The sequence below is a fragment of the Rhodococcus sp. Z13_19A genome (genome assembly GCF_058133575.1).
On sequence record NZ_JBYUNN010000002.1, the window covers coordinates 593,676 to 605,875 of the forward strand.

The 12,200-nt window shown below is 68.5% G+C and carries 9 protein-coding genes; 1 reads left to right on the forward strand and 8 read right to left on the reverse strand.

The features are described 5' to 3' along the window. Window positions 1–42: 42 nt before the first annotated feature. From AC3YNX_RS09510 to AC3YNX_RS09540, 7 genes are all read right to left on the reverse strand, one after another. Window positions 43–1,407 (reverse strand): HNH endonuclease signature motif containing protein, encoded by a 1,365-nt coding sequence (locus tag AC3YNX_RS09510; RefSeq protein WP_489995310.1) that lies wholly within the window; start codon window positions 1,405–1,407, stop codon window positions 43–45. Between the two features lie 126 nt (window positions 1,408–1,533). Beyond that, entirely contained in the window at window positions 1,534–1,908 is a 375-nt protein-coding gene (locus tag AC3YNX_RS09515) for a hypothetical protein (RefSeq protein WP_127782363.1), read from the reverse strand. Window positions 1,909–1,912: 4 nt separating this feature from the next. Then, complete coding sequence (locus AC3YNX_RS09520; protein WP_127782364.1) at window positions 1,913–2,659, reverse strand: ABC transporter ATP-binding protein; 747 nt, start codon at window positions 2,657–2,659, stop codon at window positions 1,913–1,915. Next, window positions 2,656–3,390 (reverse strand): ABC transporter ATP-binding protein, encoded by a 735-nt coding sequence (locus tag AC3YNX_RS09525; RefSeq protein ID WP_127782365.1) that lies wholly within the window; start codon window positions 3,388–3,390, stop codon window positions 2,656–2,658. The genes AC3YNX_RS09520 and AC3YNX_RS09525 overlap by 4 nt, the downstream gene beginning before the upstream one ends. Next, on the reverse strand, window positions 3,377–5,692 hold the full coding sequence (locus AC3YNX_RS09530) for an ABC transporter permease (protein WP_489995311.1): 2,316 nt from the start codon (window positions 5,690–5,692) through the stop codon (window positions 3,377–3,379). The genes AC3YNX_RS09525 and AC3YNX_RS09530 overlap by 14 nt, the downstream gene beginning before the upstream one ends. 319 nt (window positions 5,693–6,011) lie before the next feature. After that, entirely contained in the window at window positions 6,012–7,421 is a 1,410-nt protein-coding gene (locus AC3YNX_RS09535; protein WP_489995312.1) for an ABC transporter substrate-binding protein, read from the reverse strand. Between the two features lie 288 nt (window positions 7,422–7,709). Further along, window positions 7,710–9,134 carry an ABC transporter substrate-binding protein gene (locus AC3YNX_RS09540; RefSeq protein ID WP_489983867.1) on the reverse strand — a complete coding sequence of 475 codons (1,425 nt, stop codon included), beginning with the start codon at window positions 9,132–9,134 and terminating at the stop codon, window positions 7,710–7,712. Between the two features lie 642 nt (window positions 9,135–9,776). On the opposite strand from AC3YNX_RS09540, the gene AC3YNX_RS09545 reads away from it, so the two are divergent. Then, window positions 9,777–10,631: an IclR family transcriptional regulator gene (locus AC3YNX_RS09545; RefSeq protein ID WP_489995313.1), complete on the forward strand. Its 855-nt coding sequence runs from the start codon at window positions 9,777–9,779 to the stop codon at window positions 10,629–10,631. 82 nt (window positions 10,632–10,713) lie between these two features. Here AC3YNX_RS09545 and AC3YNX_RS09550 read toward each other — a convergent pair whose 3' ends face one another. Continuing rightward, a complete protein-coding gene (locus AC3YNX_RS09550; protein ID WP_127782369.1) occupies window positions 10,714–12,144 on the reverse strand; it encodes an NCS2 family permease in 1,431 nt (476 codons plus the stop codon). Between the last annotated feature and the right edge of the window lie 56 nt (window positions 12,145–12,200).

Sequence of the window (12,200 nt, forward strand, 5' to 3'; positions counted from 1 at the left end):
GCCGCACGCCGTTGTGCGGTTGGGTGGCTGTACCGGTGGTGGCTAAGCCACGCCACGGTGGCAGCGGGGTGGGTCGGGGTCGCTGAGGTCGGGTGGGTGGTGGATCGGGTTGGTGCACGGAACCTGTTCTGGGTCAACGTGTCGGGGTGCGATCCACTCCACCCGGCCGCTGGTGCCCATGCGGACGGTGAATCCTTCGTGGGTGATGAGCCGGTGGTCGAACGGGCAGACGAGCGCGAGGTTGTGCAGGTCTGTCGGTCCGCCGTGTTGCCACTCGGTGAGGTGGTGGACCTGGGTCCACTGGGCGGGCATCTCACAGCCGGGCCGGGTGCAGCCGCGGTCGCGGGCGTACAGGGCTAGTCGCTGTGCCGGTGAGGCCAGGCGCTGCCCCTGACCGAGGTGGAGCACTTGTCCGGTGGAGTCGAGCACGCAGGGCAGCCACTTCGCGTCGGCGGCCATGCGGAGCACGTCACGCACCGGCACGGTGCCACCACAAGCCGTTGATGCGGTACCCGCCCGGCGCTCCAGATCGGCCAGTCCCATCGTCACCACCACCGTCGCCGGTAATCCGCGGTTGCTCGCCAGCTCCCCGCCCGCCAATGCGTTGCGGCACAGCGTGGCCAGCGCGTCGTGGTTTCGCTGGGCGGCACTGCGCGGATCCGGAGTCCCCTCTTCCGACACCGGCCGGGCGGCGGCGGAGAACGCCGCGTCCACCAGGGCTCGCGTCATCGGGTCCAGCTCACCGCTGATGCGGCTCATCCCATCCAGGCGCTGCCTACCGATGGTGAACCCGCGCCGCCGCGCCCGATCCACCTCAGACGTCTCCCGCCCGTCGGGGTCGAGGTAGGCCACCAGCCGCTCCGCGGCCTTGACCAGCTCCGACGGGCGCAACGCACACGCCTGCGCAGCCAGAGTCTGCTCCGCCAACCCGACAGTCTCGGCGTCCAGCGATGCGGGTAGGTCGTGCAGCGTCTTGGCGATGATGTCGGCGTGCCGCGGCGAGAGGGATCCTTCCGCCTCGGCTGCTGCTGTGGCGGGCTGCAGAGGACCGAGATCCTCACCGGTGAAGGACGTCCGAGGACCCCGCACCAAGGCGGCTCGCACCCGAGCACGGGCCTCCTGCACGTCCAGGTGTAGCACTTCTGACAACAACCCCGCCGTGCCCCGGGCCAGGAACACCGTGGCCAGGGAGCGGCACTCCATCTCCACAATCAGGCGGTGGTCCACCGTGGGCTTCATCCGGTGCACTCGCTCCACCTCGCGCACCACCGCCATCACCCCAGCATCGGACAGCCCGGCCAGCGGCACCTGCTGCAACCGCGCCATCATCGCGGCATGCTCAGCCAGCAGCGAGGCGACCTCGTCGGGGAGGTCCTCCACTGCCACCGCTGCGCCACTCGAACTCATGTTCGAATCATAGGAGCCCGCCCCGACAGTTTCTGCCCCTGACCAGCAACGAAGCCCTGACAATGCAGAACCGCCGCCTCCCGGAGCGGGAGGCGGCGGCTTGCGTCCTGAGGATGACCAGCAAGGTCAGACGGTGGTCTTGTCCCTCTCGACACCGGAACCACCCAGGGCGGCGGCGAGCTGGTCCACGTGGGCCTGGCCCTCGTAGAGCTGGCGCAGCAGCCACAGCCGCAGCACCTTGGCCAGCGCACCGGCCAGGTAGAGCGCGGCACCGAGGACGGTGAGCGCGACGAACGCCAGGGTCAGCACCTGGGTGGACAGCACGTCCACACTGGTCTGGCTCAGCGACATGGAGTAGCAGACGAACGCGGCGATCACGCCGACGGCCATCCCGAGAACACCAAGTCCCTGCACCAGACCGTCGCGGCGGGAGCCACCGGTCTTGAGCTTGAGCTCGGCCACATCTGTCTTGAACTGCTCACGACGCTGCTCAGCAGTCATCAGGTCATCCTCCTAGGTAGCTGGTTGAAAGCTCGTTCTCGATCTCGTCCGGTGCGCCCACTCGCACCAGCCGGCCCTGCAGCATCAGCGCCGCCGAGTCCGCGATGGGCAGGACTGCCCGGGCGAACTGCTCGGCGACCAGGATGGTCAGCCCCTCTGCCGCCAGCTGGCCCACCGTGTCGTACATCTGCGACACGATCAGGGGCGCGAGCCCCATGGACAGCTCGTCGAGCAACAGGATCGTGGGGTCGGTGCCCAGTGCCCGGGACAGCGCCAGCATCTGCTGCTCACCACCGGACATGGATCCCGCCAGCTGGTTGCGGCGCTTGCCCAGGATGGGGAAGCGGGCGTACGCCACCTCCTCCATGTGCTCCAGGCTGGTGCCGGTGCCGGTGCCGATCCAGAGGTTCTCGCGGACGCTGAGGTTGGCGAACACCCCACGGCCCTCGGGGATGGAGCACACCCCGAGCCGGGCGAGGTCCGAGGCACCTGCGCCGTTGACGGCCCGGCCGGACAGCCGCAGCTCGCCCGAGCTGACCGGCACCAGGCCGGAGCAGATCTTCAGCGAGGTGGTCTTGCCGGCACCGTTGGGACCCAGCAGGGCCACCACCTGCCCGGGCAGCACCTGCAGGTTCACGCCGTGCAGCACCTCGATGGCGCCGTAGCCGGCGCGAACGTCGGCGAGCTCCAGGATCGGCTCGACGGCGGGGTGGGCCGGCCCGCTGCCGGGAGCGGTGAGCGTGTCGGTCATGCGACGTCCTCCGTGCCGATGTAGGCGGCGATCACTGCGGGGTCCTGGCGCACCTGCTCGGGCGTGCCCGAGGCGAGCAGCGAGCCGAAGTCCAGGACGTGGATCATCGAGCACACCCGCATCACCAGTGGCAGGTCGTGCTCCACCAGGCAGATGGCCAGGCCGCCGGCGGCCAGCTGGACCAGCAGGTCGGCGAACTGGTCGGTCTCGTGCTCGGTCTGGCCCGATGCCGGCTCGTCCAGCAGCAGCACGCGGGGCTCGGTCATCAGCGCCCGGGCCAGCTCGACCACGCGAGCACGGCCGGTGGGGATGTCGGAGACGTCCTGGGTGGCGATGTCGCCCAGCCCGCACAGCTCGAGCACCCGGTCGGTCTCGGCGTTGACGTCGATCCGCTTGCTGCGGCCGTTGGCGTTGTGGATGTCCCCGGCGACGCGGATGTTGTCCCGCACCGACAGCGACATGAACAGCTCCAGCCGCTGGAAGGTGCGGGCCAGGCCACGGTGCGCGCGCTTGGGCGGACGCATCTTGGTGATGTCCTCGCCGTCGAGCAGGATCTTGCCGGCGGACGGGCGCTGCAGCCCGGTGATGGTGTTGAACAGCGTCGTCTTGCCAGCACCGTTGGGGCCGATCAGCCCGGTGATGGTGGCGGGCTCGATGCTGATGCTCACGTTGTTGACGGCGACCAGGCCGCCGAAGCGGACCGTGATGTCGCGGCTCTCAAGCAGAGGCATTGGTGCTCAGCTCCTTGTTCTGGTCGGCGCCGTGCGAGCCGGCGGCGGGGGAGGTGGCGAGGCCGGTGGGGACCGCGCCGACGAACGCGGGCAGGCCGAGCTTCTGGTCCAGCGCGTGGCGGTCGCGCTCGGAGAACGGCACGTCCACCCCGATGAGCTCGGGCGGCGTGACCTTCCGGCGGGCGATCTCCTCCTTGCCGAGCACCGCCTCGGGCATCAGCATCTGGCCGAACACCGGCAGCAGGAAGACCAGGGTGATGGTCAGGATGCCGAACCACCACTTGTCGATGGTGTCGGTGTAGGCCAGCAGGTAGAGGATGACCTCGATGACCGCGCCACCGATGAGCACCGGCTTGGCGTTGCGCAGGGCGCGGTAGCCCTCGGTCACCTGGTGCACCGTGCCGCTGGGGTTGGCGCCGACACCGAGACCGATGAGGGCCGGGCTGACGGCGGCGATGTAGCCGAGCGTGGTGTACACCGAGGACAGGTTCTCGTGGTCCATCGCCAGGTCGTTGAACGTGGAGATGACCATCGTGAAGCCGACGCCGGACATGATGCCGCCGAACAGGGCGCCGGTGACGTAGCCGATGCCTGCCGCCACGGTGAGCATCAGCAGGGAGAGGCTGACCAGCACCGAGAAGCTGTCCGACTGGACCGAGCCGATGGCGCTGGACATCAGGATGCCGCCCAGGCCGGCGATGGCGGCGGAGATGACGAAGACGCTCAGCTTCAGCCGGACCAGGCTCTGGCCCAGGGTGGCCGAGGCCGCCTCGCTGTCCTTCATGGCGGCGAGCCGTCGTCCGTAGCCGCTGTTGCGCAGCGCCACCAGGCCGATGCCGATCAGCGCGAACAGCGCCGTGGTCGTCATCAGGAAGGTGTCACCGTCCTTGAGGTCCAGCGGGCCGACCTTGACCGGCGGGATCAGCAGGTTGCCGTCGGTGAACAGCGAGAACTTCTTGCCGAAGAGCTCGTGCTGGGAGATGTCGTTGAGGACCATGTTGGACAGGAAGACACCGAAGGCCAGCGTGGCCAGCGCCAGGTAGAGCCCCCGCAGTCGCAGTGCGGGCAGGGCGACGATGCCGCCGACCACCGCCGCGGCGGCCATGCCGAGCAGCACGCCCACCAGGGTGGTGCGGCTCTCGTAGCCGAACGTGGTGGTGCCGAAGTGGAAGACCACCACGGTGGCCACCGCGCCGAAGGAGATCGCCGCGAGGTTCATCTGTCCGGCGTAGCCGGTGAGCACGGTGAGCGAGAGGGCGATGATCGCGAACGTCATGCCGGTGGTGAGCAGGGTGATCGCGGAGTCGACCATGAGCAGCTTGATCAGGAACACCGCGGCGATGAGCACGGCGCCCCAGCAGATGGCCGAGCGGACGGAGGGGACGTTGGCCCGCTCCCGGGTGCGCACCGCGGCTCCGGAGAGCCGGTCGTGCGGCAGCACGATGAGGACCATGAACAGCACGATCATCGGCAGCGAGATGCGGAAGTTGCTGGTCCACGTCCAGGTGGAGGGGAAGTAGGCCAGCACGTAGGTGCTCGCCAGGCCCAGCACGATAGCGCCGACGAAGGTGCGGGGGATGCTGCGCAGCTTGCCGAACATCGCGGCGGCGAAGGCGTCGATCACCAGCAGCGTCAGCGCGTTGGCCTCCAGCGAGCCGCCGCTGATCGGGGTGATGAGGATGCCGGCGAGCACGGCGAGCACCGAGCCCATGGCCCAGGAGGTGGCGGCGATGCGCTCGGGGTTGTGGCCGTTGAGGCGCAGCAGGTCCGGGTCGTCCACCGCGCCGCGCATGGACACGCCCATGCGGGTGCGGGTGAACATGATGCGCAGGCCGATCGCGATGAGCACCGCGACCACGAGGGCGATCAGGTCGTGGGTGCTGACGACCGAGCCGAAGACGTCGATCTGGCTGCTGTTGCCGAAGAACTTCTCCGAGCTGCGGGAGTCCTTGGGGTCCCAGAACCAGTGGGAGAGGTAGATCGCACCCAGCAGGATGGACACCGTCACCACGATCTTGGTGACCTCGGCGGTGTTGCGCAGGCCCTTCATGATGAAGAGGTAGAGGCCCCAGCCCATCAGCGGGCCGATGACGCCGAGGGTGATGAGCAGAGCCACCGGGGTGGGCAGCCCCCAGCCGGAGCGCAGCTGCCAGTAGCAGAACGCACCGAGCATGGCCTGGGCACCGTGGGCGAAGTTGAAGATGCCCGAGGTGTTGTAGGTGAGCACGAGGCCGGACGCGGCGATCGCGTACACGGCACCGAGCACGAGTCCCAGGATCGTGAAGGTCACAAAAGCGTTCATCTACACACCTTCGGCAAGTGGGCTGGCTGGAGTGGCGCGGACTGCGGTGCCACTGGTGTTCAAGTTGTGAGCACCGGCGGTCGGCACTGGATCGTGGGGAGAGAGCTCCGAAAGACCTGCTCGGGGCAGCGCTGGGCCGTTCGCGCGGCCTGCTGAGCGCTGGACGGGCAGAACGCTATGGTGCGACCTAGGTCACTCCTGCGCCCAGTCTCAGTGAGTGGGAGCACCGTGGTCACGTCCTGATCGGCCACGAGGGGTGGCACTCGTCGAGTCGAGTGCCACCCCTCGTGGGCTGGTCCTGCCGCCGCTCGGGCCTGAGTCAGCTCTGCGGCATGATCACGTTCGGCGTCAGGTACTTGGTGCTGATCCGGTCCGCGTTCAGCTGGGTGCCCCAGGCGGACTCCGAGATCTTGACCAGGTACTTGCTGTCGCAGTCGAACTCGGCGCGCTCCTTGGGCAGGATCTGGCTGAACTTGCCGTCCTCGAGCTTGACCGTGAGCGAGCAGTCGGTCGGCATGTTCTTGCCGGGGTCGGTCTTGGCGTGCAGCCCGCCACCGGTCCACTCGTTCACCGTGGACAGCTTGTTCACCATGCACTGGCGGGTGAGGTCGCTGCCGCACTCCTTGGCCGCGGTGGCCCACAGCAGGAACGAGGAGGTGGCCTGCATGCCCAGCAGGGCCGGCTTGGCGCCCGCGCCGTTGACCACGTCGAGGTACTTCTGCACCGCCGGCACCTTGTCGGCGTTCTCGAAGGGCTGGAAGGCCATGTCGATGTTCAGCTTGGGGATCTTGGTGGTGGCGTTCCACTTGGCGACGGCGTCGGTGTAGAAGGTGGTGCCCAGCATGTAGTTGGGCTGGACGCCGACCTGGTCGATGGCCTGCAGCAGGTTGTAGATGGCCGGGGTGCCGGCGCCGGTGTAGAACACCGTCTTCATCCCGCAGGACTTGTACTTCTCGGCGAACGGCACGAAGTTGGGCTCGCCGGCGTAGTTGGTGGTCACGCCGCAGTTCTTGGGGACGATGCCGGCGGCCTTGGCGCCCTCGGTGGCCTTGACGTTGGTGGAGATGACCGCGGGCAGCGTGGTCGCCATGATCTCGGTGCCGGCCTTGGCCTCCGGGTCCAGCTCGATCAGGTGCTGGAACTGGGAGTTGCTGAAGTAGTCCACCGGCGTCGGGAACGCCTCGTACATCATCGGGCCGTTGAGGGCGTCCGGGCTGACCACGAACCCGGGGACGGTCGCGAGGTTGCAGCCCACCCGGGTGGCCTCCCCGCCGGCGTCACCGGCGAAGCCCTGGCCGACCAGCATGAAGTCGCTCTTGCAGGCTTGTTGCATCACCGAGTTGACCTTGGTGATGGAGGCGTCGTACTGGTTGCCCTTGATCTCGCGGCCGTTGATCCCGCCCTGCTTGTTGCACCAGGCGATCATGGCCTTGACCGCGTCGCCCATCTCGGCGTTGAGGCCGGGGTTGATCGCGTAGCCACGGTCGTCGCCGTAGCCGATCGTGATCGACTGGTCGGTGACGCCCTGGTCGGTGGAGCCCTTGGCGTCGCCCTGGCCGCAGGGGGATTCCAGCGTGCCGAACTTCTCGGAGGCCGCGGTGACCGCGGTGGTGGGGGCGCCGGCGCCGGGGTCGCTGCCAGTGTCCGACCGGCTGGACGAACAGGCCGGGACCACCAGGGCAATCGCGGTCAGCGCCGCTGCCGTCTGGACGACTTTCCTCAGTCTCACAAGCTCTCTCCTCACCCTGTGCCCGAGGTGCCCCAGGCGTTGAACGGAACCTAGGGTGCGACGAACATCACGCCGGAAGCCTTCCCGTTGAGTGGGATGGACGTCGCCGTCGGGAGGAAGGTGTGGCAAGCGAACGACATGACAGACAGTGACGTGGTGGCGCGCAGGGTCACTGCTTCTGGCAACGCAGAGGGGCGGCACCGCTCGCGCGGTACCGCCCCTCCGCCGGACCTGGGGGTCCGGCCAGCTCGCCTCAGATCAGCGCTGTCGTGATCAGCTCTGTTGTGATCAGCTCTGCGGCTTGATGGTGTTCGGTGTCAGGTACTTGGTGACGATCCGGTCCTCGTTCAGCTGGGTGCCCCAGGCCGACTCGGAGACCTTGACCAGGTACTTGCCGTCGCAGTCGAACTCGCCCTGCGTCTTGGGCAGGACCTGGTTGAACTTGCCGTCCTCGAGCTTGAGGGTCATGGAGCAGTTCGCCGGCTTGTTGGCGCCCGGGTCGGTGGTGGCGTGCAGGCCGCCACCGGTCCACTGGTGCACCTTGGACAGCTCGTTCACCATGCACTGGCGGGTGAGGTCGCTGCCGCACTCCTTGGCCGCGGTGGCCCAGAGCAGGAACGACGAGGTGGCCTGCATGCCCAGCAGGGCGGTCTTGCCACCGGTCGGGGTCACGATGTCCAGGTACTTCTGCACCGCGGGCACCTTCGACGCGTTCTCGAAGGGCTGGAAGGCGATGTCCACGTGCATGTTCGGAATCTTGGTGGCGGCGTTCCACTGAGCAACGGAGTCGGCGTAGAACGGCGTGCCCAGCACGTAGGTGGGCTGGGTGCCCACCTGGTTGATGGCCTGCAGCAGGTTGAAGATGGCCGGGGTGCCCGAGCCGGTGTAGAAGGCCGAGGTCATGCCGCAGGACTTGTACTTCTCGGCGAAGGGCACGAAGTTGGGCTCACCGGAGAAGTTGGTGGTGATGCCGCAGTTCTTCAGCGTGAAGCCCGCCTCCTTGGCGCCCTCGACGGCCTTGAGGTTGGTCGAGGTGACCGCGGGCAGCGTGGTGGAGATGACCTCGGTGCCCGTCTTGGCGTCGGGACTCAGGGTGGCGAGGTGGTGGAACTGGGAGTTGTTGAAGTAGTCCGCCGGCGTCGGGAACGCCTCGTACATCATCGGGGCGTTGAGGGCGTCCGCGCTGGTCACGTACCCGGGCACGGTGACGAGGTTGCAAGCGACGCGGGTGGCCTCGCCACCGGCGTCGCCGGCGAAGCCCTGGCCGACCAGCATGAAGTCGCTCTTGCACGAGTCCTGCATCACCGAGTTCACCTTGGTGATCGCGGCGTCGTACTGGTTGCCCTTGATCTCGCGGCCGTTGATCCCGCCCTGCTCGTTGCACCACGCGATCATCGCCTTGACGGCGTCGCCCATCTCCTTGGACAGGCCGGGGCTCGCGGTGGCGCCGCGGTCGTCGCCGTAGCCGATGGTGATCGACTTGTCGGTGACGCCCTGGTCGGTGGCGCCCTTGGCGTCGCCCTTGCCGCAGGGGGAGTCCAGCGTGCCGAACTTCTGCGACGACGCGGTGCTGGCGCTCTCGCTGGACGAGGAGGTGCTGGAACCGCTGTCGGCGCCCACCGCAGTCTCGGTCCGGTCGGACGAACAGGCCGGGACCACCAACGCGATCGCGACCAGCGCTGCCGCCGTCTGCGCAGCTCTCTTGTATCTCACTGTTTCTCCTTCACCCTGTCCGCGCTCGCGGCAGGATCTGGTGCGCCTACTTGCAGGATCTGCCCAGACAGGGGCCCGGGTCCTGAGGAACCTAGGACGAGACCCAGGTCATACCGCGGGGCGTCTCAGTGAGTGAGATCACTCGAACTCACCGTCAGCGGGACCCGGATCGAGCGCTCCGACGTGCGGCAACGCGGTGACCATCGCCCGGCCGGGGGTGGTGTCGGAGGCGGTCCCGGGTTCCCGCTTGAGGCCGCCAGGGGGCCGCGAGCTCGCCCGCGGCGGGCGATGAGTGCGACGCACATCACACAGGGTGCCGTCTCGATGGTCGAGATCGTCGGTGTCACCGAACGTGCTCCGGGTGCCGCCCTCGCGCGGTCGGGCTGGTGCGTCCCTAAGGGCCTGCTGAGAGCCCCTTGGCGACCGTTCGGACGGCTCTGCGCGGACCCGTGCGCGCGCGGTTCTAGACCAGACTGCGACCCGCGACTCGCCGGTGTCCCGCTGTCTGGGAGCCTCGTCGCGACACGGACTAACAAGCACTCGCTTGGTTGTGATGCGCCCCACTGCTACAGTTTTCATAATTGAGTTCAGTTCTTCGGCGTTCCTGCAGGTGGGGGCCGTAATGAGTCAGACGGAGGCACGATGACAGCGGTCACGAACCCACAGGTTCAGGCAGCGGCCCGCCCAGCGCTCCCGCCCTCGATGGTGGAGCGGATGACGCTCATCGTCGATGCGTTCGACAGCCGCTTCACCCGGCTGAACCTCGAGCAGATCGCGTGTCGCACCCATCTGCCGCGCTCCACCGCGCACCGGATCCTCGACCAGCTCGTCCAGCTGAGCTGGCTGGAGCACACGTCCATGGGCTACAGCCTGGGCCGGCGGGCACTGGGCCTGGGCGGCCAGGACGGCGCGCACGGCGAGATCCGCAAGGCAGCGGCGGACGTGCTGCACAGCCTGCACCTGCGCACCGGCATGGTGGTGCACCTGGCGGTGCTGGACGGCTCCATGGAGATGTACCTGGACAAGGTGGGCGGCCGCTACGCCAGCGTGCTGCCCTCCAAGGTCGGCCAGCGCTCGGCGATCTACAAGACCACCGGCGGTCGCGCCATGCTGGCCTGGCTGGAGCCCGAGCGCGTCGACGACCTCGTCGGTGAGCGCATCACCCGTCCACCACAGCCGGGCAAGTGGGACCTGATGAGCCTGCACCGCGAGCTCAACCGGATCCGGGCCCGTGGCGGCATCTCCCTGGACCGCGGGGAGTTCACCGCGGAGTGCCCGAGCGTGGCCGCCGCCGTGCGCACGCACGAGGGACCGGTTGCCGCCATCAGCCTGTGCGCCGAGTCGGGCAGCGCCCAGCTCGACCGCGTGGTCCCGCTGCTGGCCGACGCCGCCCGCCGGGTCTCCCAGGCGCTGCTGCCCGACCCCGCACCGGCCAGCGCCTCCCGCTCCGTGCAGGCCCCCACGGTGGTTCCCCGCGGGGCAGCCGCCCGCCGCTGAGCCGTCCGGACACCAGCAACGCCAGACGCCCTGCCGCCATCCGTGAGGATGGGCGACAGGGCGTCTGTGCGTCCGAGGGGTGTCAGCCGATGAGGTCCTCGATCGGCCCGACGGCGAAGTAGGCGACGAACAGCAGCGCCACCACCCACAGCAGGGGGTTGATCTCCTTGCGGCGGCCGCGGGCGACCCGCAGCACCACCCAGGTGATGAAGCCGACGCCGATGCCGTTGGCGATGGAGTAGGTGAACGGCATGACCACGATGGTGAGGAAGGCCGGCAGCGCGATGGAGAGGTCGCTGAAGTCGATCTCCTTGATCTGGGCGATCATCAGCGCGCCCACCACCACCAGCGCGGGAGCGGCGGCCTCGATGGGGATCACCGAGTACAGCGGCGTGAGGAACATGGCCGCCAGGAAGAGCACGCCGGTGACCACGTTGGCCAGGCCGGTGCGGGCGCCCTCGGCGATGCCGGAGGCCGACTCGACGAAGACGGTGTTGGACGAGGCCGAGCCGACACCGCCGGCGATGGCACCCACGCCCTCGACCACCAGTGCCTTGCCGACGCCGGGGAGGTTGCCGTCCTTGTCGGCCAGGTCGGCCTCCTTGGCCAGACCGGTCATGGTGCCCATGGCGTCGAAGAAGTTAGCGAGCACCAGGGTGAACACGAGCAGGCTGGCCGAGAGCGCACCGATGCGGGCGAAGGCGCCGAAGCTGACCTCACCGACCAGGCTGAGGTCGGGCAGGCTGGCGAAGACGTCCGGCAGGATCGGGACGCTGAGGTTCCAGCCCTTGGGGTCCACGCCGTTGGACGGGCCCACGTCGAAGATCGCCTGCAGGATGGCGGCGAGCACGGTGGTGACGACGATGCCGATGAGCAGGCCCGCGCGGACCTTGCGCACCACCAGCACGCCCATGAGCAGCACGCCGAAGACGAACACGAACGTGGGCCAGGACCCGATGGAACCCTCGATGCCCAGCCCGACCGGCACCGTGGTGTTGGCGGCGTCGGGCAGCCGGCGGACGAAGCCGGCGTCGACCAGGCCGATGAAGGCGATGAACAGGCCGATCCCGACGGCGATGGACGCCTTGAGCGCGCTGGGCACCGCGTTGAACACCCGGGTGCGCAAGCCGGTGAGCGCGAGCACCAGGATGATGATGCCGTCGATGACCACCAGGCCCATGGCCTCGGGCCAGGTCACCTGCGGGGCGATGGTGACCGCCAGCAGGGTGTTGATGCCGAGGCCGGTGGCGATGGCGAACGGGTAGTTGGCGATGACGCCGAACAAGATCGTCATCACGCCCGCCACCAGCGCGGTGACGGCGGCGACCTGGGCGACCGGGAGGATGTTGCCCACCACGTCGCGGTGCGCGCTGGGGGAGTCGGCGGAGAAGCTGCCGAGGATCAGCGGGTTGAGCACCACGATGTAGGCCATGGTCACGAAGGTGACGATGCCGCCCCGCACCTCACGGCCGACCGTGGACCCTCGTTCGGTGATCTTGAAGTAGCGGTCCATGAAGCTCGTCTGCGCCGGACGTGGCGAGGTCTGCGCCGTGGTCAAAGGTGTCTCCA